This window comes from Klebsiella pneumoniae complex sp. WS1778 (assembly GCF_049472055.1).
Taxonomy (GTDB): Bacteria; Pseudomonadota; Gammaproteobacteria; order Enterobacterales; family Enterobacteriaceae; genus Klebsiella; species Klebsiella quasipneumoniae.
Window position 1 is genome coordinate 15,341 of sequence record NZ_JBKGTJ010000005.1, and the last position, 26,839, is coordinate 42,179.

General features: G+C 56.4%; 15 protein-coding genes and 1 tRNA gene. 9 read left to right on the forward strand and 7 right to left on the reverse strand.

Features of this window, described 5'->3' with window-relative positions; genetic code table 11:
- Positions 1 to 39: 39 nt before the first annotated feature.
- The 3 genes from ACLEXF_RS20075 to ACLEXF_RS20085 form a co-directional block, all read right to left on the reverse strand.
- A complete protein-coding gene (locus tag ACLEXF_RS20075; protein ID WP_136084722.1) occupies positions 40 to 6,360 on the reverse strand; it encodes a DEAD/DEAH box helicase in 6,321 nt (2,106 codons plus the stop codon).
- 12 nt (positions 6,361 to 6,372) lie between these two features.
- The gene (locus ACLEXF_RS20080) at positions 6,373 to 9,672 is read right to left on the reverse strand and encodes an STY4851/ECs_5259 family protein (protein ID WP_136084723.1); all 3,300 of its coding nucleotides are present in this window, start codon (positions 9,670 to 9,672) and stop codon (positions 6,373 to 6,375) included.
- Positions 9,673 to 10,175: 503 nt separating this feature from the next.
- A tRNA-Leu gene (locus ACLEXF_RS20085) sits at positions 10,176 to 10,260 on the reverse strand.
- A 612-nt stretch (positions 10,261 to 10,872) separates the two neighbouring features.
- Between ACLEXF_RS20085 and ACLEXF_RS20090 the strand changes: the two genes are divergently transcribed.
- The 8 genes from ACLEXF_RS20090 to ACLEXF_RS20125 all read left to right on the forward strand — a co-directional run bounded on the left by ACLEXF_RS20090 (position 10,873) and on the right by ACLEXF_RS20125 (position 19,253).
- Positions 10,873 to 11,547 (forward strand): carbonic anhydrase, encoded by a 675-nt coding sequence (locus tag ACLEXF_RS20090; RefSeq protein ID WP_407259949.1) that lies wholly within the window; start codon positions 10,873 to 10,875, stop codon positions 11,545 to 11,547.
- Positions 11,544 to 13,013, forward strand: coding sequence for a SulP family inorganic anion transporter (locus ACLEXF_RS20095; protein ID WP_407259950.1), 1,470 nt, complete (start codon positions 11,544 to 11,546; stop codon positions 13,011 to 13,013). The genes ACLEXF_RS20090 and ACLEXF_RS20095 overlap by 4 nt, the downstream gene beginning before the upstream one ends.
- Positions 13,014 to 13,124: 111 nt before the next feature.
- The gene (gene ahr / locus ACLEXF_RS20100) at positions 13,125 to 14,144 is read left to right on the forward strand and encodes an NADPH-dependent aldehyde reductase Ahr (RefSeq protein ID WP_117062782.1); all 1,020 of its coding nucleotides are present in this window, start codon (positions 13,125 to 13,127) and stop codon (positions 14,142 to 14,144) included.
- A 130-nt stretch (positions 14,145 to 14,274) separates the two neighbouring features.
- Positions 14,275 to 15,159, forward strand: coding sequence for a carbohydrate ABC transporter permease (locus ACLEXF_RS20105; protein WP_004146807.1), 885 nt, complete (start codon positions 14,275 to 14,277; stop codon positions 15,157 to 15,159).
- Complete coding sequence (locus ACLEXF_RS20110) at positions 15,149 to 16,036, forward strand: carbohydrate ABC transporter permease (protein ID WP_009484068.1); 888 nt, start codon at positions 15,149 to 15,151, stop codon at positions 16,034 to 16,036. Before ACLEXF_RS20105 ends, ACLEXF_RS20110 begins: the two co-directional genes overlap by 11 nt.
- Positions 16,037 to 16,046: 10 nt before the next feature.
- A complete protein-coding gene (locus tag ACLEXF_RS20115) occupies positions 16,047 to 16,871 on the forward strand; it encodes a phosphodiesterase (RefSeq protein WP_064839899.1) in 825 nt (274 codons plus the stop codon).
- 5 nt (positions 16,872 to 16,876) lie between these two features.
- Positions 16,877 to 17,950 carry an ABC transporter ATP-binding protein gene (locus ACLEXF_RS20120; RefSeq protein ID WP_407259951.1) on the forward strand — a complete coding sequence of 358 codons (1,074 nt, stop codon included), beginning with the start codon at positions 16,877 to 16,879 and terminating at the stop codon, positions 17,948 to 17,950.
- Complete coding sequence (locus ACLEXF_RS20125; RefSeq protein WP_043519346.1) at positions 17,943 to 19,253, forward strand: ABC transporter substrate-binding protein; 1,311 nt, start codon at positions 17,943 to 17,945, stop codon at positions 19,251 to 19,253. The genes ACLEXF_RS20120 and ACLEXF_RS20125 overlap by 8 nt, the downstream gene beginning before the upstream one ends.
- A 185-nt stretch (positions 19,254 to 19,438) precedes the next feature.
- Here the strand turns inward: ACLEXF_RS20125 and iolE are convergent, their stop codons facing one another.
- From iolE to iolD, 4 genes are read right to left on the reverse strand one after another with little or no spacing between them, the layout of a single operon-like run.
- Positions 19,439 to 20,338: a myo-inosose-2 dehydratase gene (iolE, locus tag ACLEXF_RS20130; RefSeq protein ID WP_004192343.1), complete on the reverse strand. Its 900-nt coding sequence runs from the start codon at positions 20,336 to 20,338 to the stop codon at positions 19,439 to 19,441.
- A gap of 23 nt (positions 20,339 to 20,361) precedes the next feature.
- Positions 20,362 to 21,246, reverse strand: a complete 885-nt coding sequence (locus ACLEXF_RS20135) for a sugar phosphate isomerase/epimerase family protein (protein WP_004152193.1) — start codon at positions 21,244 to 21,246, stop codon at positions 20,362 to 20,364.
- Positions 21,247 to 21,287: 41 nt separating this feature from the next.
- The gene (locus tag ACLEXF_RS20140; protein ID WP_004186740.1) at positions 21,288 to 22,301 is read right to left on the reverse strand and encodes a Gfo/Idh/MocA family protein; all 1,014 of its coding nucleotides are present in this window, start codon (positions 22,299 to 22,301) and stop codon (positions 21,288 to 21,290) included.
- A gap of 46 nt (positions 22,302 to 22,347) precedes the next feature.
- Positions 22,348 to 24,288 carry a 3D-(3,5/4)-trihydroxycyclohexane-1,2-dione acylhydrolase (decyclizing) gene (gene iolD, locus ACLEXF_RS20145; RefSeq protein ID WP_004152191.1) on the reverse strand — a complete coding sequence of 647 codons (1,941 nt, stop codon included), beginning with the start codon at positions 24,286 to 24,288 and terminating at the stop codon, positions 22,348 to 22,350.
- 505 nt (positions 24,289 to 24,793) lie between these two features.
- Here iolD and ACLEXF_RS20150 point away from each other — a divergent pair.
- On the forward strand, positions 24,794 to 26,707 hold the full coding sequence (locus tag ACLEXF_RS20150; RefSeq protein ID WP_407259952.1) for a bifunctional 5-dehydro-2-deoxygluconokinase/5-dehydro-2-deoxyphosphogluconate aldolase: 1,914 nt from the start codon (positions 24,794 to 24,796) through the stop codon (positions 26,705 to 26,707).
- Positions 26,708 to 26,839: the final 132 nt, after the last annotated feature.

A 26,839-nucleotide genomic window follows, 5' to 3' on the forward strand; every position in this document is an offset into this window, starting at 1 on the left:
GCTAACCGCTCCCGACCGTAAGTCGGGAGCGGTTCCTGATTAAGGTGCGATAACTTGCACCAGCACATCGGTTGCCCAGCTCTCCTCGCTGTTCACTACCTGGCCTTCTGCGCAGGCTTGCGCCATATTCCCCAGCTGGAAAGAGACGTCGTCATTAAAGTTAAAATCACGCCAGGCTCGCGCAAAGTTAATACGCCAGTATCCCATCCCCTGATCAAAGCGGATTTTCAGCGCCTGGCCATTATCAAAACTCACCATCAGCTTACGGTGGTGCGGAATGTCGCGGCCAGAGTTGAACGCCTGAATCTCCACGGCTCGTCCCATGGATGCCGCAAACCACTGGTCGGCGAAATCCTGGAAGTCTGCTTCACTCATCCAGTCATGGAACGGTTTGTTCCCCGGGCGCTCTTTACTCCTGAACAGCGTATCAATCGTCACTTCCGCCTCTTGTGTCAGCATCGGTTTCAACGTCTTCAATAACCCGCCTAACAACGCCAGCGCTACGGGGTTTTGCAGATAGCGATCGCTATAGTGGATACGCGTCACCCGGCATTCCTTCAGCAGGCGTTGAATATCATCCTGAGACTCAGTCAGCAGGTTCCAGAAACGCTGGCCAAACTGAGAAACCGGGCCGTTAAGCTGCTTATGGATTTCAATATCGTTAACCAGGCCTTTGCTGCCCGCATCCTCGGATGGCAACTCGGCTTTATAAAGCGCTATCGGCGCCTGCAAATGGCTGCGAATAACCATCTGGCTATTCAGATGCCAGTTCGGCCCGGGGATGGTAGCGTCATGGCTGCGAGAAATTAACGTCATCAGGCGATCGTCAAACGTCACCTGCGCAACGAGCGGCGTATCCGTATCCAGCTCAGACTGGCACAGCTGCACGCCTATCGCCGTGAACTGCGCGAGTTCCAGAAGGATCTCCGGATCGTCAATGTTTCGCGGAATAACCAGCACCACCTCAACATCATCTTTTAGCCGGTAGTTCTGGATCGCGGTGCGGAACTGACGGGCATACAGATCCCACTCATTCAACGGCCCACTCATCCACAGCGTGAGCTTTCGCCCCCCATCGTTGATGGCCCGCCGCAGAGTATCTTCAATGCTCCCTGGGCAATATTGTGCATCAGCCAGAGAGAATTTCTCCTCATCCGGCAAACCAATATAGTGGCTGAAATCCGCACCCAGCCAGGCCAGCGCCGCTTTACGATCCAGCAGATCGTGATCGTGGCGGGTCTGTGAATCGAGCAGGCACTCGCTACAGGCGGTATCGCAGTGGTGGCAGCCCAGTTGCTTCACCATTCCCTTCAGCACGGCCTCAATATGCAATGGCGCGCTGGAAGCAAAGCCCGCACCGCCGCTGATAATATCGTACAGCTGTACCGCCAGAACGGATTGCTCGTTCTCCAGCCTGACCGGACGCACCGCGTAGCCCAGCTCCGCTGCGGAAACGCCCTGCACGCTCGCCAGCGAGCGCCGCAGCGCCACGGCCAGCGTCATTGCAACAATACGCCCTTCTTCCGTGTTATCAGCAATATACTCTCCGTCCTGCGGGCGACGGACAATCAGCTCGAAGACATCCGTTCTGGCCAGCGCTCCCAGCGTGACATTTTTATTCAGCGCCGTTGAACCCGGGCAGATAATCCGCTGATTCTGACTGTCCCGGTCGGCCTTTCCAGGACGGGGCGGATAGTGTGCTTCCATGGATTTCGGCGCATCCGTGGGGTTGAGCATCGACTCTGCACGGCCGCAGCTCAGGCACAGCGCATAGCCGTGACCGCCTTCCCCCATACTTTGCTGGAACACATTACCGTCCGCCCCGGAAGCCATAAAGCCCATCAACGGGTTCGGCAAAGGCACACGCTCGGCCTTAACAAATACCCAGGCCGGTACAACCGGAATGAATTTCATGGTCTCAATGTTATTGGTCACCGGATCGTGCGCATCCGTCACAAAACCCGCCGGCTGTAAAACCTGACGGCGGTTTTCCGGCGTGATGCGCTCACCGCACGCATCATTGGTACAGAACAAATCACCCGAACCGCCAATACCTTCCTCATAGCCTAACGTACCGCATTTGTGACAACGCCAGGCGCTATCCAGACGCTGAGCTTCATTGGTATCAGCATTAAGATTATGCCAGTGTAGAGACACCCCGGCAGAGCGGAAGACCCGGCCATCAAGGATAATCTCCGCGCCTGGCGCATACTCACGGATCGCCACGGAAAGGTTGCGTGAGGGCAAGCCTTTATAACGCGAGACGTTATCTTCACGATCGCTCTTATCACGGACTTTGTACGTTTTCTCGCGGATATAATCTTCCATAGTGAAGTTATCAAAAGTGACAACATCCGTTGGGAAGCCATATCCAGGCAGGAAGGTTCTGGCCGCCAAGTCGCGCAGCAGATACTCGCCGCAGTGCCGTTTTTTCTCCAGCTCCAGACGTTTGCGATACGGCGTATTGGGCTGCGATTCACTTTCCTGCTTAACAAGATCGCGATAAATTCCCAGCCAGCGCTTCTGCAGCGCCGCAATCGCGTCGCACGTTTTATCCCGCAGCTTTTCTGCCGCAACGCCATGAAGCGCGGTGCCTTTAACCAAACGAACCAAAGCCGCGTCAATGCTGAGCGTCGGACGCTCCAGCCAGGCTTTGAAACGGTTACACACCGACTGTTCAAGCTCTTCACCAAAGAACCACTGACTATTAAGGCTGGTGCGTTCTTTTTCGGTTTCACCGATGACATGGCACAAATAGTCTGACAGCAGCAGAGAATTGACGTGGCGCTGTACCAGACGCTCAGAATTCATTGCCACCATCGGCGCAGGGATCACCGTTTCAAAAGGCCAGAGAGGGTTAGCAAAAACCTGCCGATCGTGCGGGTTGCCTTTGCACAACGTGTAAGAAATAGCGCGGGACTCTTTGCTACGCCCGGCACGCCCGGCACGCTGTAAATAGTTAGCGGGGTGCGGCGGGACGTTATTCATCACCACGGCAGAAATCCCGCCAATATCTACGCCCATTTCCATAGTGGTTGAACAGTTAAGAACGTTAAGCTGTCCGTTTTTAAACATACGCTCATAACTTTGTAGACGTTCGGATGATTGCTGGGCGGAATGCTCTGCCGTGCGGTAGTAAAATCCACCTTCAACGACGCGATCGTTAATGTCCGTCCAGAGGTTTTGCGAACGTAATTGCGCCACCAGAGGGTCCTGCCCAAGCCAGTCACGAACTTTTCTTAACCCATCGACATAATCATCCTGAGAACGATCGTGCTGCCAAATCTCAGGCAGCGTCACCGCCTGTGCGACAAAGGCGTCATATTGTGCACTGGTCAGCCGTTCAAACTGAATATGCATTGGCAGATAAGGCGTCAGACCTCTGAAAGCCGTCGCCAGTAATTTATTGGTTACCGGGCAAATGTAGGCTTTTTGTACCAGAGAGAATGTCAGATGCTCTTTAGGTAAATAAAAACGGTTGCCGTCGGATTTCAATACCGCTAATGACCCCGTCAACTGAAGCCATGCCTCTTTTAGCCACGCATTAACGATATCGATTGTGACCGTATTTACGCTGCTGAATTTAGCGCCGAGGATCAAAAGCTTGACCAAGCGCTGCGTGACGTTACCGTGACGAATTTGCGGCCAGCGTTTAACCTGGTTGTCATCAGGCTCTTTCGAATCGGGGTTACGGACAAATTTTGAAGAGAAACGGCTACCGATCCAGTTTTTCAGATCTTCGTCCAACTGGGTGTAGTTGCTTTCCCTGACATAGAAATCCAGCGTGACCTTAAGAAAATCACGCCAGTCATCCAGAGTTAATCCTTTTTCCTGCCAATGAGCAGGGATGCTATGCACCTTCTCCAACCCCAGATAACCCACCTGAACCAGCCCTTGTGTTTCCAGGCTATTGGTGCGTTTCGGGCGCCGCATAAATTCACGGAAAAGCAGCATTTCAGCGAGTTTTAAAGGGCCACCATTTTCAGTGAATATTTCGGGTTTAAGATAGTGGTTATACTGCAGGATAGGACCTTTGATATCCGCCTTATCTTTCAATTCCTTGACCATTTCAGGCCAGGAAAGGGAAATCAAAACCGTATCGACTTTTCCGCCAGTGGCGACCTGGATGGCGTGCTCTAAACGCTCAGCTTGTTCTTCACGACGGATCGCTTCTTCCGGCATCCCCCAATCATGAAGATTTTTCGCTTCTTCACGTGCCTTTGCTGCCATCTCAGTCAACTTCGTTACGTCAGCCTGAGCATTTGGCGCATATGTTGACTGTTTCCGTTGGTACCATCCGAGAATATCCACCACGCTACCACGCAAACGGCTGCGCTCCGCTTCCTGCTGCATCCGCACCGCCATCCGTGCCGTTCCCTGACGGCTATCAGTGAAGGTGATCAGTCGCCGCCCTCGTCCAGGCAAAGAAAGCGGGCCAACCCCCTCTTTACCTTCATCACTGATAAAGTCCTGACAATATTCCAGCACGGTAGGCACGATATTCGTCACATAAAAAGGCCCGCCTAACAGTGCCCGCCGGAAGGGTTGTTTACCTTTCCCCCCTCTGTAACCGCAGTTGCTGGCACTACAGACCTGCTCAATATCATTCATCGCCAACGGAATACTATCCGGGTTGACTACGCCAATACTTCGAGTTTGACGATCGAGGCGCTGCACGATATAGCCCATTTCGGTATTACATTCCGCGGCAATAATATGGGGTGGCTGGAATACCTGTTCTTTTTGAACTTTTTCACTGGAGGAGTCAAAATCATCAGGAGCTTCATCCTGCAGCGAAAACTCATCCCCACCTTTATTATCCCACTGTACAAGTTTTCCTTTTTTGTCCCGGGCAAGTAAATGCGGTTCATTACACTCATTGCAGAACGCGAGTTCATAAACAGGGCTGCCACACTCGCAGCTTTGCCGCTGATTTACATACACATTGCCAAAAGGCCACCCCTTCTCCAGCGCAGTATTGTGTTTAGCGGAGCAATGTTTATCTACGCAGGCCCAGATGCCCTGGGTGTTTCGCTGGAAAATATGTGCTCTGACTTTCAGAAATGCAGGATCCTTTGCATTAGGGAGTGTGCCAGAGCAAAGATCGATCCAGCGTAAAACATCCTGCTGCGTGTACTGATGTTTGGTCAGCTCGTTCAAACGCTGGGTCAGCGTATCAAGTTTCATTGGTCGGGGTTGGCTAACCAGCATTTCGCGTAAACAGCGCGCTTCCGGAGAGTGGGTCAACGCACTATAACGCTCCGGACTGATCCCTTCACTCTCCGAATCAGGGATATGCTCAATCTCATCCAGTGACAGAGAATATTGTTTGCAGGGGTCGAGCTCAGGAATAACGCGACTTCCCCCCAGAACATTAATACGTTCCTGTGGTACTCCTGACAGCTCAGACAAAAATTTTTTCAGCTGCTTTTCAGCATCACTTCCGGCAATGGTGGCCGACGTCGCCACAAAGCGAACATCATCAGGCGTGACGCCAAATGCCGTCATGACACGACGGAGTTGTAAAGCCAATTCAGCGGCTTGGGAACCTACGTAGGTATGGGCTTCGTCCAGAACGATCCAGCGTAATGATTTTTCCGCTTTTGATTTCTGAATGATAGGTGCATCAACCTGACGCACCATCATGTATTCCAGCATGGTACCGTTTGTGACCAGAACAGGGGCTGGTTCCTCACGCATTTTCTCACGCGAAAGCACCTCATTTGGCCGATTTGCCTGCTCACTTTTTACTGAGGCATGCAGCTCTTCAGTATTACCGTTATACAGACAGTACCGAATCCCGGTTCCAAAACCTCGGGTCCAGGCATCTAAACGTTCACGCTGTGAATTGATCAGGGCATTCAGGGGATAAAGGAAAAGGGCTCTAACGCCTATTAGTGGTTTTTTCCCGTTGTCCCGTAGCTCGCGATAAAGATCTTCAAGTACCGGAACCATGAAGCACTCTGTTTTACCCGAGCCCGTGCCGCTGGTTACAACTACCGAATGTTTTTTATCAAGCAATGCTTGCCAGCTGGCTAACTGATGTGTGAACGGTTTCCAGGTTGAGCCAAAACGATAACGTCCATTTTCTTCGTTATCGAGAGAATCAACAACCTCCTTACTCAGTAACGTTTGCTTTGTGGCAAGCTCCCTCATAGTGAAATTTGACTCTTTCCAGCCAAATGTTTGTTCAAACACGGGAGAAGCCAGAAATGTTCCATCCTTTCCACATTCAGCCGCCATCTGCTGCGTAAGGTGCTCACGAAGATGCGGGTTGGTTACGCCCATAATGCTCAGCGTAGCTTCCGTCGAACGAGATAACGACTGTTCAATCAGCGAAGAAAAATAGCGTGTAGTCATTCTTATTCCTTTTTATTTTTCAGCCACATTACGCAATAAGCAATACTGGAAAATGGCATTAAACCATCGCGAGTCAAAATCTCTCACTTGCCTTAAGAAAAATACGGCACCAGGTTTATTCTCAAAAACGCTGTCAAAAGTTGTTTTGCCGCATGTAACAGCAGCAGCAAATATTGGGAGCAAAGTGACGGAATATCGATAACTGGTATCAGGCAAAACTTCTATAATGGGATCCTTTTGCGAGGCGTACCAACGAAAAAGACCCGGCCCACCAAACTCTGGCCAACGTGATTCACCATGTTCACGTAAGAGCTCCTGATACCACTCATGAATGATACCTTCTATCATTTGTGCCGGAAAAGTCGGTGGTAATTTCCCCTGGTCTAACCAGGTTTGCACCTCGCTGGCATAGGTTGGAAATACAGTTCCTAATTTCTGAAACATTCGACCCAATGACTTGTTCTGCATTTCCTCCGGGGCACCTTTATGAGTCAGAAATGCTCGAAAACGCATCGCAGCATATTTAACCTCGATAATAGGCAAAAACTCCCAGAAAACAGGAAACTCGCTTTCAATACGGCTGAGATAATCAATGGACATCTCGAATTTAAACAATGACATTGCCAATGCCCGTGGATGCAGGACCAAGGCACGCCATACCTCAAAGGTAGCCAGCGGTAAATATCCAAACTGGTTGTATAAGTTACGTAAGAACTGCCAGCCCGAGTGTGCAGGGTCGCTCGCCATTTGTTCCAGAACTAACGTAATGGTATTTACATCCGACCGGGGATTGAAAAGCTGCGTTGCCTTTTGCAGAGACTGTATTGTCGTAGTATCGCTTTGGATCACCGGCTCGCCTGCAATGTAGCAAGGCCGAAATGAAGCTTCATCACCTTGCTTGGGAACAACTAGCCATGGGCCATTATTTTGGATCGTCGAACTTAATTCGAACTCACCAACCGGTACACCTTCGCTTGTTCTCGACACAAGCGATATTGCCTTTCTTTCGGGCTCACTGAGTAACATTATAACGGGTGAAGGGATCTGCCCCGTACGATTGCTCACTGAATTAGCAAGAAGAAGCTGCCTTTCCCGGTCATACTCAAGGCTATATTTATAGCGCCTGATTTGCCAGGTGAAAGAGCTACCTCCGCCCTCAATACACATATCCACCGTTTGATCAATGCCTTCCTCCAGGGAAAGTAAATTGTCAATATGTTCCCTTAAGCTGTATAACGAAATCTCTACCGGGCTTTCGCCCGCACTATAACGCCACTCATACCATGCCTGAATTCCGCTACGGGAGCGTAAACGTAGCTCAAGTTGGTATCGCGTAGGTTCACCATTTTTTCCGAAAAGGTATGCTCTGGCTCCCAAAAGATCGTGAATCGTTAAATTTTTGGGTAGGGGCTTTTCGTCTTTATCAAAGGCAAGGCAACCTCGAGCAGGGAAAGGGAGAGAAACAACAATGGGGTTAGCAGCAAGGTTTGGCGTTATTTGTAGTAAAATCGATGCTGGGGGAACGCCCTCAGTTTTCATCATTATTTCTGTGCTGCCGGGTGATCGCTTCCTATCAACCTCCAATGTTTTTTCTTTCAAACTATACCAGCAAGAATGCTTGGTTGAAATAATAATAGAACCTTCATTTGCTTGTTCTCCATTTTTTATTTCAAGGCTAAAATCATTGGGAAGAATACCTATTTTTTTACGCAATAACGTTTCATTATTATTGTTACGTACTGAAAGAAACTGTGCACCCATTTTCTCATGCACATCACAATCATCTATAAATGTACCGTTGAAAAATCGCTTATAATGATGTTCTGATATATCATCAGGATCTTTGGTAATTCCGGGAATACCAAGAAAGACCTCATCCGGGTAGCTTGTCCAATTTAACCGCTTCCCCTGGAATGAGAACCCAGCCTGAATAATCTTATCTCTTCCTGTCTTTATCCGATATGTTTCATCGCCTTCAATAATTATATCCTGTCGACCTTCGATAGTAAAAGCCCTACATCCCAAAGCCGAAAGGCCAACATCACAAGCCTCATGTTTTGAAGCCAGACAACCATCCTTTGGTAGAATAATAAGCACACGACTGCCGCGTACGCAGCAAGAGGCTTGTCCCTGTAGCAACCATTCATCATGATCAGAAACAAAAATTAACGGCACATCTCCCGCTGCAATTTCACTTCCCTCCAACAGCTTAGAGCCGACAAGCATCCCCCCAGCTCTCGCGACAATGAACAAACTTACATTAGGCGTTTTTCGATAAAATTTAATTTCGCGCTTACGAACCCTTATTTTTGCTTGCGAGTTATTTAGCGTTGCATAGGCAGGGCCCAGACTAGCAATCTCGTTACCATCTTCGTAGATAGCAAGCTCGAAGCGAGTTGTTGAAGGCTCGCTTTCAAGTAAAAAGTTCAGTTCTTCAGGCAACGCAATGACGGTCTGGACGGCTTCAGGATGATTTTCTGACCATAAAAACTGGCAGAGAGTCGCTTTATTCTTTTGGAGGCGGGGTTTGGATTCAATAGAAGCTGTTTGTAAAAGTCCATTAAGGAAACTGGTACCCGTATCATCATCGAGAGGAACAGGAAAACTGTCCCGCCACTTCGGATGAACACGTTCAAGTTCTTTTACAGGTTCGGTGTGGTTACTCAGATCATAAATTTGAACAAGAGATACTAACTGTTCAGCCATCCGACTTATAAGCTCAACTGAAGTATCCTCTTTGAAAACGACTGGCAGAGATGATTTCTCTACCGCTGAATGAACTAACATGAACGTAGATATGTTAGATAATTGGGCCTGTTCGTATTGATTAAGAATGAGAGAGAACATCGACTGAAAACGGCTATTAGATTCCTTTAGTAACCTAAAAGGTAAACCGCCTTCACTAAATAAAGAGCCTAAAAAATTCCGTCTTTCTGTATCATAGAACCGCACCGGGCGCCCCCAGTATCCATCCAGGCCTTTAGGGATTATCTTCCCCATTTCCGAAGAAGATGCTGATATGCCTATCGTTTTATAAATTGGCTCCCATGCCCATCCACACTCCCTTTCATAATCTCTTCGATACCACTCTGAGCAGAACAACGTAAAGCAGGCTGCGTATCCTTTATCACTTTTGTAACCATCAGGTAGCCCTACAGCTCGCAATAGCCGTTTCAATTCATCATATTCATCGCTCGTTGCGTGGTATTCATAAAGAGGACGATTATCAGGTTTTCTTAAACCTCTACGAGTTAGAAACTTGACTAACCAAGGAGTACACTTAAGTATTGATATATGTTCATGATAACTCAAAGCATTCTCCTTTTATTCTCATAGTGAATGAGTATGGTGAGAAAAATTTTACATAGAGTGGCATAAAATTTATAACCGATAATAATACATCTTTTTCTTATATACCACCTATAAATATAGGTGGTATATATACAAAAAAATAGATAGTGTCATCATAAAACAGCCATCAGGTATAGGGGATGTGAATGTTATATGCGACTATCACAGTGAATGGTTCCAAGGAGGGAAATGAATTTTTAAACCGGGAGCCGGTGTTGCAAGCATCCCAGCTTTAGCTCTACGTACTTTTTGAGAGTTCCGGTTTTTTGACCCTGGTCCAAAATCGGTGCAGTGCTAAATCAGAGATCTTCGTCTTTCTGACCCTGGCCAGTTATACCATCATCGGTTGGTATATGTTCAAGGAATTGAGTAGACGTGGACAGACTAATAAAAGCCAGAAACCTGCTTAACTTACTGTTTTTATGGACTAAAGTAGACGTTAGTAGACTTAAAAAAGCTTTGTATGGTGCCGAAGGCCGGACTCGAACCGGCACGTATTTCTACGGTTGATTTTGAATCAACTGCGTCTACCGATTTCGCCACTTCGGCACTGAAGGGGATGCGGAAACGTTCTGGATTATACCTGTCGGCGGCGGCCATGCAAGCGACAGCGTGTCGTCATTGCGCTAAGTGTCGAAAAAAACAGCGCTATCCTGCGCGGCGTCACCTTTTGCTGCCGTTCCATAGCGCGACTGCCATCAGCAACCCTCCTCTCACAACCCCCGCAACCCCAGCACCACCTGCCAGCCACTCCCCTTTCCCCTTGCCCCCCCAAACTTCACTCAAAGTCATCTCTATTTTTTCTCACACCATTCTCACCCGAATCACTCAACCCAACTCAACACAACCCAACACAACCCAACGTTCCCCATCCATCCCCAATATCCAATCCCTCAATATTCCCCCTAACCCCACCCAACGCCATTCCTATATATTCCAGAAAGTTTTAGCCAATACCTTTTTGTTATTCACTCGCCCCACAGTCAAATATCAATTTCATCAATATTTTTATAACTTTACATTAATGAAAAGTTTTCTTTTTGCCGTTTATTCCAGGATTTTCCTCAGGCGTGAAGGGTTCCGGTAAACACTATTTTTACTAGTCGCTGTACGAGTCTTGATGGACATATTCACTCGATGAATTAACTCAGGAGAATACTTGTGACGACGTTAAAACCTTTGCTGGCCCGCAACCGCAGCTGGGCGCTGCAGAAGTGTCAGCATGATCCGGACTATTTCGAAAAATGGGTCGACGGGCAGCGGCCCCACTCGCTGTGGATCGGCTGCTCCGACAGCCGCGTTCCCGCCGAGGTGCTCACCGGCAGCCAGCCCGGCGAGCTCTTTGTCCACCGTAATATCGCCAACATGCTCGACCCCGCCGACGACAACGTCATGAGCGTCCTGCAGTATGCTTTGCATTACCTTGAGGTGGAGCGGGTGGTGCTCTGCGGCCACTACGGCTGCGGCGGCGTGCAGACGGCGCTCTCTCTGCCCACCCTGCCGCTGGCGCAGGAATCCTCGGCGCTGGCTCGCCGCATCGGCCAGCTGCGCCACACCCTGCATCACGAAATGGCGCAGATCGCCGATGGATGTTGTGTTGCGGCCTCCCCCGGCGCCAGCGCCAGCACCGACGCGGAGCGCTCTCGTCATGCGCTGGACGCCCTGGTGGAAGCCAACGTTCGCGCCCAGTTCGCCCGTCTGCTGGAGAGTGAACCGGTGCAGACGGTGCTCGCCAGCGGGCGGCCGCTCAGCCTGCACGGCTGCGTCTACGATCTGGCTTCCGGCCATTTAACCACCCTCGTCGAACACCTCTCACCGCAGGAGCACGCCCCATGAACACGCTTCGTCAGGACTCTCTCGCCGGCATCGTCGTCTTCCTTGTCGCCCTGCCGCTGTGCCTCGGCATCGCCCAGGCCAGCGGCTTACCGCCCTTCGTCGGCCTGCTGACCGGCATCATCGGCGGCCTGGTCGTCACCGTCCTCAGCCCCTCTCGCTTCGCCGTCAGCGGCCCCGCCGCCGGACTGGTCACCATCGTCGTCGCCGCCATTGAATCCCTGGGTTCCTTCTCCCTCTTCCTGATGGCGCTGGTGCTGGCCGGCGTGCTGCAGCTGCTGTTCGGCATCCTGCGGGCCGGGCGCTTTATCTCGCTGGTTCCCGCCAGCGTCATCAAAGGCATGCTGGCGGCGATCGGCATCCTGCTGATTATGCAGCAGATCCCTGTCGCGCTCGGCACGGCGGAAGAGACCGGGCTTGCCGATGTGGTTCAGGGCAATGCCGCTTTCTCCGTCACTGCGATGGCCGTGGCCGCGGGCGGCCTGCTGGTACTCTGGCTGTGGGGCTCGCCGCTTATCCGCCGGGTGAAGAGCCTGCGCTGGATCCCCGGGCCGCTGATCGCCGTCCTGCTCGGCTGCGTGACCACCCTGCTACTGACCCATTTTGCGCCGCAGCAGCTGGCCGCCCTGCCGCGCATTACCCTGCCAGCGTTCGGCAGCCTCGGCGATCTGCTGGGCGAGCTGGAGTCTCCGGCGTGGAGCGCGTGGCGCAATCCGTCGGTGTGGGTGGTGGCGGTAACCCTGGCGCTGGTCGCCAGCCTCGAAACCTTGCTCAGCCAGGAGGCGCTGAAAAAGCTGCGCCCGCAAAATCCGCCGCCTTCGCCGAACCGCGAAATGGTCGCCCAGGGCGTGGGCAACCTGCTCTCCGGCGTGCTGGGGGCGATGCCGATCACCGCGGTGATCGTCCGCAGCTCGGTGAACGTCAGCAACGGCGCGCAGAGCAAACTGTCGATCTTTATCCACGGCGTACTGCTGTTGATCTGCGGCCTGTGGTTCAGCGGCCTGCTGACCTTAATCCCGCTCGCCAGCCTCGCCGCCGTGCTGCTGTATACCGGCTATAAGCTGGCGACGCCGCGGCTGTTCATCGAGCAGTTCCGCCAGGGGGCGGCGCAGTACGTTCCGTTCCTCGCCACCATCGGCGGGATTATCGCCTGCGGCATGCTGGCGGGGATCGGGATTGGTCTTGCCACCCAGATGGCATTCAGCCTCTGGCGCAGCCATCGCCACTCGCTGCAGCTGGCGCGCTACGATGACCACTACGTGCTGCGCATCCAGCAGAATCTGACCTTTATGCACAATCCGCATCTGCTGGCCCTGCTGGCGAAGATTCCGGAAAAGAGCGTGGTGATCGTCGAGCACGACAGCGTCGGCTATCTCGACCCGGACGTGCGGGCGGTGCTGGATGATTTTGCCGAGAACGCCCCGCAGCGCGGCATCCGCCTTAATCATTGGCCGCTGGCCAGCCGCTGACCTTAACGGGCGGCTGGTCCGCCCGCTTCGCGACCCCTCCGATTGCCAAGCGCCGGGGAATACCATGCTCTACACTTTCTGGGTTATCACGCCAACCCCAAGGAAATGAACATGACCATCATTAAAAGCTACGCCGCCAAAGAAGCGGGCGCCGATCTGTCGCTGTGGGAATACGATGCCGGCGAGCTACAGCCGGAAGATGTCGAAGTTGAAGTGGAATACTGCGGGATCTGCCATTCAGACCTGTCGATGATCGACAACGAATGGGGGATGTCGAGCTACCCGCTGGTGGCCGGTCACGAGGTGATTGGCCGGGTGGCGGCGCTGGGCAGCGCGGCGCAGGATAAAGGGCTGAAGATTGGCCAGAAGGTCGGCATCGGCTGGACGGCGCGCAGCTGCGGTCATTGCGACGCCTGCATCAGCGGCAACCAGATCAACTGTCTGGAAGGCTCGGTGCCGACCATTCTCAACCGCGGCGGCTTCGCCAATAAGCTGCGCGCCGACTGGCAGTGGGTGATCCCCCTGCCGGAGAGCATCGATCTGGCGTCCGCCGGCCCGATGCTGTGCGGCGGCATCACCGTCTTTAAACCGCTGCTGACCCACCACGTCACCGCCACCAGCCGCGTCGGGGTGATCGGCATCGGCGGCCTCGGCCATATCGCCATTAAGCTGCTGCGGGCGATGGGCGCGGAAGTGACCGCCTTCAGCTCCAACCCGGCCAAAGAGCAGGAAGTGCTGGCGATGGGCGCCGATCGCGTGGTCAACAGCCGCGATCCGGAAGTCTTAAAAGCGCTGGCCGGTCAGTTTGACCTGATCATCAACACCGTGGCGGTGGATCTCGACTGGCAGCCGTACTTCGAAGCCCTGGCTTACGGCGGCAACTTCCATACCGTCGGCGCGGTGATGAAGCCGTTCCCGGTGCCGGCCTTTACCCTTATCGGCGGCGACCGCAGCATCTCCGGCTCGGCGACCGGCAACCCGTCCGAACTGCGCACGCTGATGAAGTTCGCCGGGCGCAGCAAAGTGGCCCCGACCACCGAGCTGTTCCCGATGTCGCAGATTAACGAAGCGCTGAAGCACGTTCGCGAAGGCAAAGCCCGCTACCGCGCGGTGCTGAAAGCCGACTTCTGATGGTTCTCTCCCGCCGGGCGGCCCGCTCGCCCGGCGTTTTCCCCGTCGCTTCATCAAACCGTCATCTCCCCGCCATGCCTCTGTAGTCATTGCTTCCCACAATCCGGGCTTCGATAAATGGCTGAACGAGATGCGCGTCACCATGAGAAAGACCTGGCTTCCCTGGCTGATCCTGTCGCCTTCCCTGCTGTTTTTACTGCTGTTTACCTGGTTCCCGCTGGGGCGTTCGGTGTATGACAGCCTGTTTGATACCCGCATGGCCAGCGACGGCGCACAGTACGTCGGGCTGGATAACTTCGCCCGCCTGTTTGCCGATAACGTCTTCTGGCAGTCGCTGGGCAATAACCTGCTCTATATCCTGCTGACGGTGGTGCCCGGGGTGACCCTCGCCCTGCTGCTGGCGGTGGCGCTGAGCGAGAACCATCGCGTCAACCGCTGGCTGCGCACCGCCTTCTTCTTCCCGATGATTATCCCGATGGTCAGCGCCGCCGCGCTGTGGCTGTTTATCTTTATGCCCGGCCTCGGCCTGCTCGACCACTATCTGGCGAAGCTGTTCGGGCCGATGAACAACAACTGGCTGGGGCGCAGCAACAGCGCGCTGCTGGCCCTGGCGCTGATTGGCGTGTGGAAGTTCGCCGGCTACTACATGCTGTTTTTCCTCGCCGGGCTGCAGAGCATTCCGGCCTCGACGCGGGAAGCGGCGCTGATGGAAGGGGCTACCCGCACGCAGGTCTTTTTTAAGGTCACGCTGCCGCTGCTGCGCCCGACGCTGAGCTTTGTGATCACCACCGCGCTGATCTACTCCATCACCCAGATTGATCACGTGGCGGTAATGACCCGCGGCGGGCCGGACAACGCCACCACCGTGCTGCTCTATTACATCCAGAATCTCGCCTGGGATACCCACGACCTCGGTAAAGCCTCCGCCGCCACCTTCCTGACCCTGGCCGGGCTGTTCGCCTTCTCGCTGATTAACCTGAAACTGCTGGAGAAAGGAGCCCACTATGAGCGCTGAAATCTCGCCGCTGCTGGTCCGCACGCCCGCCGCCGCCCGTCCGCTGTGGCTGCGCCTGCGCCGCTCGTCGCCCTTTACGCTCACAGTATTGATGTGCTGCATGGCGCTGCTGTGGGTCAGCCCGTTTATCTGGATGCTGGCGACCTCGTTCAGCGCTACCACCTTCGGCGACGATATGGCGTCGCTGCTGCCGCGCCTGCCGCTGACTCTCGATAACTTCCGCGACGCCTGGCAGAGCGCCGACTGGCTGAGCCTGTACGCCAACACCCTTATCTTCACCTTCGGCACCTTCTTCGTGCAGCTGTTGACCATCACCACCGCCGGGTACGTCTTCGCCTGCCACGAGTTTCGCGGCAAGCAGACGCTGTTTCTCCTGTTCCTGGTGCAGCTGATGATCATGCCGGTGGTGATGATGGTGCCAAACATGCTGACCCTGAAAACCTTCGGCCTGCTCAACACCCTCACCGGGGTGATGATGCCCTACTTCACCTCGGCGTTCGGCGTGTTCCTGATGCGTCAGGCGTTCCTCGCCATTCCGAAAGAGCTGGAGGAGGCGGCTCTGATGGAGGGCTGCCGCTGGTGGCAGGTGCTGTTCCGCGTGCTGCTGCCGATGTCCTGGCCGTCGGTGCTGGCCTTCGCCACCGTCAGCATTACCTACCACTGGAACGAGTACCTGTGGCCGCTGATGATGCTCAACGATCCCGATAAGCAGGTGCTGACCGTCGGGCTGGTCTCTTTCGCCATGGGCGCCGAATCCGGCGGCCAGTGGGGCACCATCGGCGCCGGGACGCTGATGGTCTGCCTGCCGCTGATGCTGGCGTTCATCCTTTTTCAGAAACAGTTCCTGCGGAGCTTCGGCTTCTCCGGGATCAAATAAGGAGTGATTCATGCTGTTAGCGCACATTTCCGATACCCATTTCCGCAGCCGCGGCGAGAAGCTGTACGGCTTTATCGACGTCAATGCCGCCAACGCCGACGTGGTCTCCCAGCTTAACGCGCTGCGCGAGCGCCCGGACGCGGTGGTGGTGAGCGGGGATATCGTCAACTGCGGCCGCCCGGAGGAGTATCAGGTGGCCCGCCAGATCCTCGGCAGCCTGAACTATCCGCTGTATCTGATCCCCGGCAACCACGACGACAAAGCCCATTTTCTCGAGCATCTTCACCCGCTGTGCCCGCAGCTGGGCAACGATCCGCAAAATATGCACTATGCGGTGGATGACTTCGCCACCCGCCTGCTGTTTATCGACTCCAGTCATGCCGGCACGTCAAAAGGCTGGCTGACCGACGAGACCATCGGCTGGCTGGAGGCCCAGCTGTTCGAGGGCGGCGACAAACCGGCAACGATCTTTATGCACCACCCGCCGCTGCCGCTGGGCAATGCGCAGATGGACCCGATCGCCTGCGAAAACGGCCACCGTCTGCTGGCGCTGGTGGAGCGTTTCCCGTCGCTGACGCGCATCTTCTGCGGCCATAACCACAGCCTGACCATGACCCAGTATCGCCAGGCGCTGATCTCCACTATCCCTGGCACCGTCCATCAGGTGCCGTACTGCCACGAAGACACCCGGCCCTATTACGACCTCTCCCCGGCCTCGTGCCTGATGCACCGTCAGGTCGGTGAGCAGTGGGTGAGCTACCAGCACTCGCTGGCCCACTACGCCGGGCCGTGGCTGTACGACGAAAACATCAGTTGCCCAACGGAAGAGCGCTAACCGCTATGCTCAGTCTGCAAAACATCAGTAAACGTTTCGACGGCAAACCGGCGCTCAGCGCCCTGTCGCTGGATATTCACGAAGGCGAATTCGTGGTGCTGGTCGGCCCGTCGGGCTGCGGGAAAAGCACCCTGCTGCGCCTGCTCGCCGGGCTGGAGCCGGTCAGCGAAGGCCAAATCTGGCTGCATGATGAGAACATCACCGCCACCACGCCGCGCGAGCGCAACTTCGCGATGATCTTCCAGAACTATGCCCTGTTTCCGCATCTGTCGGTGCGCGACAACATCACCTTCGGCATGAAGGTGCGCAAGGAAGAGAAAAGCAGCTGGCAGCCGCGGGTGGATAAAGTGGCGCAGATGCTGCAGCTGGAGGCGCTGCTCGACCGCAAACCGGCGAAGCTCTCCGGCGGCCAGCGCCAGCGGGTGGCGATGGCCCGGGCGATTGTGCGCAATCCGCGGCTGTTCCTGATGGACGAGCCGCTCTCCAACCTCGACGCCCGCCTGCGCAGCGAAGTGCGCGACAGCATTATGGCGCTCCACCAGCAGCTGAAAACCAGCACCATCTATGTGACCCACGATCAGACCGAGGCGATGTCGATGGCCGACCGCATCGTGGTAATGAACGGCGGCCACGTGCAGCAGGTCGGGCGCCCGGAGTATCTGTACGCCAACCCGGCCAACCTGTTCGTCGCCGGATTTATCGGTTCGCCGGCGATGAACCTGCTGTCACTGCCCTGCGCCAACGGTGAAGTACTGTTGGGAGAACAGCGCCATCCGCTGCCGCCGCGCCACCGGGATCAGACTCGCGTCTGGCTGGGCGTTCGCCCGGAACATATTACCGACCGCGTGGAGGAGGGCCATCTGCGCCTGCCGGCCACCGTTCTGCAACGAGAACTGATGGGAGCCGACTACCTGCTCCACGTCAGCACCCCGATCGGCACCCTGCGCTTTAGCCGCCGCCACCGCGGCACGGTGCCGGAGAAAGGCGAGTCGCTACCGATCGGCTTCTCGCCTGCCGATGTACATCTTTTTCATGCTGAGACCCAGCATAATTTATTGATGGAGTGTAATTATGTTTAAACCTTTTACGGTAGTCGCGGTTGGCCTCAGTCTTGCCCTGAGCGGCGCGGCGCTGGCAAAAGAGAAAATAGACTTCATGTTCCCGGCGCCGGTGGACGGCAAGCTGACCATGGAGATGACCCGCGTCATTAAGCAATTCAACGACTCGCAGCAGGATGTCGAAGTACGCGGCATCTTCACCGGCAACTACGACACCACCAAGATCAAAGCCGAATCGGCGCAGAAGGCCGGCCAGCCGCCGGCGCTGGTGATCATGTCCGCCAACTTCACCACCGATCTGGCGCTGAAGGATGAGATCCTGCCGATGGACGAGCTGTTTAAATATGGCGATCAAAAGGCCGGCGATTTTCTGCAAAAGGAATTCTGGCCCGCGATGCATAAGAACGCCCAGGTGATGGGCACCACCTATGCGATCCCGTTCCATAACTCGACGCCGATCCTCTACTACAACAAGACGATGTTCGATCGGGCCGGAATAAAACAGCCGCCGCAGACCTGGGCCGAGCTGCTGGCCGATGCCAAAAAGCTGACCGACGAGAGCACAGGCCAGTGGGGGATCATGCTGCCGTCGACCAACGACGACTACGGCGGCTGGATCTTCTCGGCGCTGGTGCGCGCCAACGGCGGGAAATACTTTAACGAAGACTATCCTGGCGAGGTCTATTACAACTCGCCGACCGCCATCGGCGCCCTGCGCTTCTGGCAGGATCTGATCTACAAGGACAAGGTGATGCCGTCCGGGGTGCTGAACTCGAAGCAGATCAGCGCTGCTTTCTTCTCCGGCAAGCTCGGGATGGCGATGCTCAGCACCGGCGCGCTGGGCTTTATGCGCGAAAATAGCAAAGATTTTGAGCTTGGGGTGGCGATGCTGCCGGCCAAAGAGCAGCGCGCGGTGCCGATCGGCGGCGCCAGCCTGGTGAGCTTTAAAGGCATCAGCGATGCGCAGAAGAAAGCGGCGTATCAGTTCCTGACCTATCTGGTGAGCCCCGACGTGAACGGCGCGTGGAGCCGCTTTACCGGCTACTTCTCGCCGCGCAAGGCGTCATACGATACGCCAGAGATGAAGGCCTATCTGCAGCAGGATCCGCGGGCGGCGATCGCCCTTGAGCAGCTGAAGTACGCCCATCCGTGGTACTCCACCTGGGAGACCGTTGCGGTACGTAAGGCGATGGAGAACCAGCTGGCGGCGGTGGTTAACGATGCCAAAGTGACGCCGGAAGCGGCGGTGCAGGCGGCGCAGAAGGAAGCCGACGCGCTGATGAAACCTTATGTGGATAAGACCGCGCTGGCGGAAGTGAAGTGACGCTTTACCCGTCATCGTCACCCTCACCCTGGCCCTCTCCCTGAGGGAGAGGGGACGGTACGGCGCTGTGGTTAAGCCCTGGGCCCGGGAGAGGGAACTGTCCGGCGCCGTGGTTGAGCCCTGGGTCCGGTTGAGAAAGGAAAAAAGCAGGCCATACCCGGTATGGCCTGAAAATGTCACAACGATTAGATCCCTGCCGTTTCGCGAATATATTTGCGCGCTTTGACGGCGTATTCGAAAGGATTGGCCAGAGCAGGATCCTGCTCTGCTTCCACCACCATCCAGCCTTTATAGCCAAAGTCGTCCAGCAGCTTGAACACCGGACGGAAATCGATCACCCCGTCGCCCGGGACGGTGAAGGTGCCTTTTTTCACGCCGTCGAGGAACGACAGGCCGTCGCGGCGCACCTGGTCGATCACCGGCGGACGGACGTCTTTCAGGTGAACGTGGTTGATGCGCGGCAGATACTTTTTGAGGATCGCCAGCATCGGCGCTTCGCCGCCTTCGGAATACCAGGCGTGGCCGGTATCGAACAGCAGGAAGACGCGCTCGTCCACCAGCGACATAAACTTGTCGATTTCCGCGGTGGTCTGAATGCCGGTGCCCATGTGGTGGTGCAGACAGACCTGCATCCCCTTCTCCGCCGCCAGGCGACCGAGGGTGTTGTAGCCTTCCGCCACCCGCTGCCACTCCTCTTCGCTGAAGCACGGCTTCGCATCGCCGAGGATCGGTTTATCCAGCCCCTGGATGCTGCCGCTCTGCTCGGAGCAGCCAATCACTTTCGCGCCCATCGCATGCAGGAAGTTCATGTGATTGACGAATTCATCAATGGTTTTTTCCCGCTGGCCGTTGGCGAAAAAGGTGCTGAACCAGGCGTTGCAGATCTGAATGCCGCGGATGTCCAGCATCGGCTTGAGGACCGCCGGGTCGCGCGGATATTTGCTGCCGACTTCGCTGCCGGTAAAGCCGGCCAGCGCCATTTCGCTGACGATCTGCTGGAAGGTGTTTTCGCTGCCGAGCTCCGGCATATCATCGTTAGTCCAGCCGATCGGGGCGATAGCCAGTTTGACGTTATCTTTGTTCATAGTAGGGCTCCTGCCGCTGCGCCTTAGCGGCGCAGCAATTCACGTTCAATGAGTTCACGGGTTTCCACTGCCTGGTATTTCATTTTTTCCGGGTAGCCAAACAGCGAGGTGGCGACAATCGGCTCCCCGCCGACCTTGAAGGTCTGCTCGGCGAATTTCATTTCGCGCAGGGTGCGGAACAGCGCGTCGAAATCCACATCCCCTTCCCCGACGCCTACGTGCTGGTGCACCACGGCATCCACGCCCGGTGGGTTAACGATATAGCGGCAATGTTTCGTATGATTGCGGGTGTCCGCAATCAGGACATGGGAGAGATCGCTCCCGGCATAGCGCAGCATGCTCGCCACATCGCCGACGCCTTTGTCGTAGAAAAAGGTGTGCGGCACGCTGTAGACGTACTTCACGTTATCGCTGCGGAACGACTTCACGATATCGACGGTTTCATTGTTCTCTTCGCAGAAATCCCAGGGATGCGCCTGGATCTCCACGCGGATGCCTTCCCGCTCAAAAATCGGCAACAGCTCTTCCATCGAGCGATAGAACATTTCATCGCAGATCTCAGGCTGATTCGGATCGCCGGAGAACTCGGTGTTGATCACCTGAACGCCCATCTCCACCGCAATTTCCACCAGCCGTTTCCAGTTTTTCACCGCCGCCTGACGGCGCAGTTCGTCCGGGCCGGACCAGCGGTAGACGCAGATAAACGACGATAGCTCAAGGCCGGTATCGCGCAGCGCCTGCTTGTACTCCGCCATGATCTCCCGGCTGGCGCGCGGGTGCTTGTAGAACGGGTTAATCTGCGGGTGCGGCGACTGTTCAATGTACTTGTAGCCCCACTCCGCTACCTGATGGACCATGCGGGTGATCCCGAGGTCCTTAATCACATCCACATCAAAGGCAATTTTCATCGTCGTTACCTGTGCAAAGAAGTTCCGTCAGCAAAACGTGCTTAACGTTTATAGAATGCCGGGCACTCAGGCAGCGTCACTTCAACCGGCTCGCTGGTTCCCTGCGCTTTAATGCAGGCGTCCGCCGCCACCGACGCCGCGTAGCCGTCCCAGGCCGAGGGGCCGTGCAGCTGGCCGGCTTTGACGTCGTTGATAAAGGCCTGCAGCTCGACGTCGTAGGCTTTGATAAAGCGGTCTTTCCAGTCGGTGAGAATGGCGGTCGACAGGCTGGCGGACTTGCGCATCTGGACGGCAGACGGCTCCGGCAGACGGGCAATCCCGGTCTCGCCGACCACTTCGCACTGGATGTCATACCCGTACTGGCAGTTCACGAACACTTCGACGTCGATCAGGGTGCCTTTTTTGGTTTCAAAGGAGACGATCTGCGGATCTTTCAGGCGCGCATGGGTGTGCGAGGTGGAGCGCGGGAAGCGCACCTGCACGGAACGGTAGTCATCGTTCAGCAGCCAGCGCAGCACGTCCAGCTCGTGGATCAGGGTGTTAGTGATCGCCATATCGGTGGTGTAGTTCTCACCGACCGACTGGTTGCGGTGGGCGCAGCGCAGCATCAGCGGCGCGCCGATATCGCCATCGTCGATCACTTTTTTCAGCGCCAGATAGCCTTCGTCGTACGGGCGCATAAAACCTACCTGCACCAGGCGACGGCCGGCCTTCATTTCAGCATCGACGATGCGGCGGCAGCCTTCCGCGGTCATCGCCAGCGGTTTTTCGCAGAACACCGGCTTACCGGCGGCGATGGCGGCCAGGGTGTACTCTTCGTGGGTCGGGTCCCACGAAGTGACCAGGATGGCATCGACATCGCTGGCGTTAATCACGTCGTGGCCGTCGGCGTAGACTTCCGCCTGCACGCCCGGCAGCGCGACCGCCGCACGGGCGTTGTCGGCATTGATATCAGACACCGCCACAACGGTGGCGCCCTGCAGAACCTGGGTGCAGCGACGGATGTGTTCTTTACCGATAGCGCCAGCGCCGATGACACCTAATTTGAGCGACATAATGGTTTTCTCCGTAAGTCTGTAGGATTCAGAGTGGATGTTCGTTTTAGTAATCACGCGCCTGGGCGCGCTTTTCATTAATCATTTGCGCAACTTTGCGGATCCGCTCAGAGAGCGCCGTCTGGGCGACGCCAACGTTCCACCAGCTGCCGTATTTGTGCACCATGGTCTTCGGCAGCACTTTAATATCAATCAGGGTGCTGACCGTTTCGCGACGGGCGGCGTCCAGCGCGTGGCGCAGTTCGTCCAGGGTGGTGACGCGCCAGGTTTTGCAACCGTAGCCGGCGGCGATGGTGGCGAAGTCCACCGGCACCAGGCCGCCCTGCAGCTGGCCGGTTTCCGGCTGGCGGTAGCGGAACTCGGTGCCGAAGCTGTCCATCCCGTGCTCCATCTGCAGGTTGTTGATGCAGCCGTTGGCCATGTTGTCGAACAGCACGACGTTGATCTTCGCCCGCTCCTGCAGAGAGGTGACCAGTTCAGAGTGAAGCATCATGAACGAGCCATCGCCGACCAGGGAGTAGACTTCGCTCTGCGGCTGCGCCAGCTTTACGCCCAGTGCGGCGTTGACCTCATATCCCATGCAGGAGTAGCCGTACTCCACGTGGTAGGTGTTTTCCGCGCGGTTGCGCCAGACGCGCTGCAGATCGCCGGGCAGGCTGCCCGCCGCCGCGACGATCACCGCCTCGGCCGGCAGCGTTTCATTCAGTACCCCAAGGACGCTGCTCTGGGTCAGGGTGGAGTCGGTGATCTGTCGGAATTCGCGATACACTGATTCGCGATCGAGATGATCGTCGATCTCCGGGACAAAGGATTTTTCCTGCCACACCGCCTGGTAGACGCGCTGGGTCTCTTTTAACTGACGGCTCTGCACGCTCTCGATCTGCGCGCCCCAGCCGGCCTGCCAGCCGCTGTCCGCCAGCGCCGCGTCGAGGGCGGTCATCGCTTCCCGGGCGTCCGCCAGCATGGCAATGCCGTCCAGCTTCCAGGCGTCGAAGTTGCTGACGTTAATATTCAGGAAACGCACCTCCGGGTGCTGGAAAATCCATTTCGAGGCGGTGGTAAAATCGCTGAAACGGGTGCCGACGCCGATCACCAGGTCGGCCTCTTTCGCCAGCAGGTTCGCCGCCAGACAGCCCGTCTCGCCGACGCCGCCGACGTTCAGGGGGTGAGAAGAGACCACCGTCCCCTTCCCGGCCTGGGTTTCGGCAAAGGGCACCCCGTAGCGCTCGGCGAAACGGGACAGCGCTTCGCCCGCGCCGGAGTATTTCACCCCGCCGCCGCAGACGATCAGCGGTTTACGACTGGCTTTGATGGCCGCCACGGCGTCCGCCAGCTGCGCGGCGCTGGCCGGGCGGCGGTCGAGACGGTGCACCCGGCGCGCAAAGAAGGATTCCGGGTAGTCCCAGGCTTCACCCTGTACGTCCTGCGGCAGGCACAGTGTCACCGCGCCGGTTTCCGCCGGGTCGGTCAGGACGCGCATGGCGTTGATACAGGCGCTCATCAGCTGTTCCGGGCGGGTAATGCGGTCCCAGTATTTGCTGACCGCGCGGAAGGCGTCATTGGTGCTGATGCTGAGATCGTAGCTCTGTTCAATCTGCTGGAGCACCGGGTCCGGCTGGCGGGTGGCGAAGACATCGCCCGGCAGCAGCAGCAGCGGAATGCGGTTGGCGCTGGCGGTGCCGGCGGCGGTGATCATGTTGGCCGCCCCCGGACCGATGGAGGAGGTGCAGGCGATAATCTGCCGGCGCAAGGCCTGGCGGGCAAAACCGGTGGCCGCGTGGGCCATCCCCTGCTCGTTGCGCCCCTGATAGACGCGCATGTCGCCGCTGTCCTGCTCCAGCGCCTGCCCCAGCCCCAGGACGTTGCCATGGCCGAATATCGCGAAAATGCCTTTCACGAACTTCAGCTCTACGCCATCCACTTCCAGGTACTGGTTATCGAGGAACTTCACCAGCGCCTGCGCCGTTGTCAGTCTCAGTTTGCCCATGATGCACAATCCTTATTGTTCAGTATTTGTGTGTGGCGTCGCGCCGATGCCGCCGGGGCCGTCGTTCACGTCACTGGAATACCTGTGGATTATAGGCAAACATTTTTTTCATTAAATACAAATACAGAAGAAATATTTCATTTTGCGAGAAGGATCAAACTCTCTACCCATTTCATACGTTTCACTTACATTCCTGACACGTTTTCGGGCCCTTTTTTGCCGCAGCACACGGCAATATCCCCTTAAAAATCATAGGTAAATGGCTGTCGTGTGGCGTTTCATTTCCTCCCGGGTCAACAGTGGGGACGATCCGCGCTCACGCGAGGCTCAGTGCGGCAGAGTGGTAGATCCCTCACACTTTTGGTTTTTTAATTTCGAACGAGTTTGCAAATGAAATATTTATTTCTCAAACTAAGGGTAACCAATAACCCTCAGGCTGTTCACGGAGTCGACGTCGGGATCCCGACCCTTCCAGGCAGCAGACACCAAAAAGGAAATCCTAGCTATGAATGCAGCAGTAAAGCGGCTCGACGTCATCTGTATAGGTCGGGTGGCCGTCGACCTCTATGCCCAGCAGATCGGTTCGCGGCTAGAAGACGTTGCCAGTTTCTCGAAATATCTGGGCGGCTCCTCCGGCAACGTGGCCTTTGGCACCGCGATTCAGGGGCTGAAATCGGCCATGCTGGCGCGCGTTGGCGATGAACACAACGGCCGTTTCCTGCGTGAAACGCTCAACCGCGCCGGGGTGGATACTGAGTATCTGATTACCGACAAATCCCGCCTGACCGCGCTGGTGATGCTGGGGATCAAGGATCAGGAGACTTTCCCTCTGATTTTCTACCGCGATAACTGCGCCGATATGGCCTTAACGCCTGACGACATCAGCGAGGAGTATATTGCCTCCTCCCGGGCGCTGGCGGTGACCGGCACCCATCTGTCGCACGCCAACACCCGCGCCGCGGTGCTGAAGGCGCTGGAGTACGCCCGCCGTCACGGCCTGCGTACCGCGCTGGATATCGATTACCGTCCGGTGCTGTGGGGACTCACCTCGCTCGGCGATGGCGAAACCCGTTTCATTGAGTCCGGGCCGGTCACCAGCCAGCTGCAGGAAGTGCTGCATCTGTTCGATTTGGTGGTGGGAACCGAAGAAGAGTTTCATATTGCCGGGGGCAGCACCGATACCCTGACCGCGCTCAAAAATGTGCGCCATGCCACCAAAGCCACCCTCGTCTGCAAGCGCGGGCCGATGGGCTGCGTGGTGCTGGAAGGCGACATCCCGGACAGCTGGGACCAGGTGCCGCTGCAGCAGGGCGTGCGCGTGGAGGTGCTCAACGTGCTGGGCGCCGGAGATGCCTTTATGTCTGGCCTGCTGCGCGGCTGGCTTAACGACGAGGGCTGGGAGCAGGCTTGCCGTTATGCCAATGCCTGCGGGGCGCTGGTGGTCTCCCGCCACGGCTGTGCGCCGGCGATGCCGACCAAAGTCGAACTCGATGACTATCTGCAGCGCGCCGAATCGGTGCCGCGCCCGGACGTCGACGAGCGCCTCAACCACCTGCACCGGGTGACCAGCCGCCGCCAGCAGTGGCCGGAGCTGTGCATTTTCGCCTTCGACCATCGCAAACAGCTGGCCGATCTGGCGCGGGAGGCCGGGCGCGATGAAGCCTGCATTCCGCAGCTCAAGCTGCTGTTGTTGGCCGCGGCCGAAGCGGCGGCGCAGGAGGCGGGCCTTGACCAGCGCAGCGGTATTCTGGCCGACGGCACCTACGGCCAGCGTGCGCTGAACGCCATTACCGGCAAGGGCTGGTGGATCGGGCGCCCTATCGAACTGCCCAGCTCGCGACCGCTGCGTCTGGAGCATGGCAACATCGGCTCGCAGCTGATCGACTGGCCGCTGGAGCATGTCGTCAAATGTCTGGTCTTCTATCACCCGGATGACCCGACGGCGCTGCGTGCAGAGCAGGACGCCCTGCTGCTCGAGGTGTGGCAGGCCTGTAACAAGTCAGGCCATGAATTGCTGCTGGAGGTGATCCTGCCGGAAAATGGCCCGGACAAAGACGAGCGCCATTACCACACCATGCTGGAACACTTCTATCAGCTGGGGATCAAGCCGGACTGGTGGAAGCTGCCGCCGCTCTCCAGCGCCAGCTGGCAGCAGATCACCGCCCTTATCGAGCGCGAAGATCCGTGGAGCCGCGGGATCCTGATCCTCGGCCTCGACGCGCCTTCCGACAAACTGCGCGCCGGTTTCACCGAAGCGGCCGCACACCCGATGATCAAAGGTTTCGCCGTCGGGCGCACCATCTTTGGCCAGCCGTCTCGGCGCTGGATGCAGGGTGAGCTCAGCGATGAGGCGCTGATAGAGGAAGTGAAACGCAACTACCTGACGCTTATTGGCTACTGGCGCGAAGCCCGCCGCTGATCCCCCGACGCCCGTCTCCGTCACCTTGCGGAGCGGGCGTTTTTCTGTTTCTTCGTGAAATGAATCGCGTATTTCGTCGCAATAAATGAAAAATTCGCTTCATTTGGTACACTGGAAGCCATATTCCTTCCA

Coding starts and splice junctions, on each gene's coding strand:
- ACLEXF_RS20075 (WP_136084722.1), bottom strand. CDS start 6,360: ATGACTACACGCTATTTTTCTTCGCTGATTGAACAGTCGTTATCTCGT.
- ACLEXF_RS20095 (WP_407259950.1), top strand. CDS start 11,544: ATGAACACGCTTCGTCAGGACTCTCTCGCCGGCATCGTCGTCTTCCTT.
- ahr (WP_117062782.1), top strand. CDS start 13,125: ATGACCATCATTAAAAGCTACGCCGCCAAAGAAGCGGGCGCCGATCTG.
- ACLEXF_RS20105 (WP_004146807.1), top strand. CDS start 14,275: ATGCGCGTCACCATGAGAAAGACCTGGCTTCCCTGGCTGATCCTGTCG.
- ACLEXF_RS20110 (WP_009484068.1), top strand. CDS start 15,149: ATGAGCGCTGAAATCTCGCCGCTGCTGGTCCGCACGCCCGCCGCCGCC.
- ACLEXF_RS20115 (WP_064839899.1), top strand. CDS start 16,047: ATGCTGTTAGCGCACATTTCCGATACCCATTTCCGCAGCCGCGGCGAG.
- ACLEXF_RS20120 (WP_407259951.1), top strand. CDS start 16,877: ATGCTCAGTCTGCAAAACATCAGTAAACGTTTCGACGGCAAACCGGCG.
- ACLEXF_RS20125 (WP_043519346.1), top strand. CDS start 17,943: ATGTTTAAACCTTTTACGGTAGTCGCGGTTGGCCTCAGTCTTGCCCTG.
- iolE (WP_004192343.1), bottom strand. CDS start 20,338: ATGAACAAAGATAACGTCAAACTGGCTATCGCCCCGATCGGCTGGACT.
- ACLEXF_RS20135 (WP_004152193.1), bottom strand. CDS start 21,246: ATGAAAATTGCCTTTGATGTGGATGTGATTAAGGACCTCGGGATCACC.
- ACLEXF_RS20140 (WP_004186740.1), bottom strand. CDS start 22,301: ATGTCGCTCAAATTAGGTGTCATCGGCGCTGGCGCTATCGGTAAAGAA.
- iolD (WP_004152191.1), bottom strand. CDS start 24,288: ATGGGCAAACTGAGACTGACAACGGCGCAGGCGCTGGTGAAGTTCCTC.
- ACLEXF_RS20150 (WP_407259952.1), top strand. CDS start 24,794: ATGAATGCAGCAGTAAAGCGGCTCGACGTCATCTGTATAGGTCGGGTG.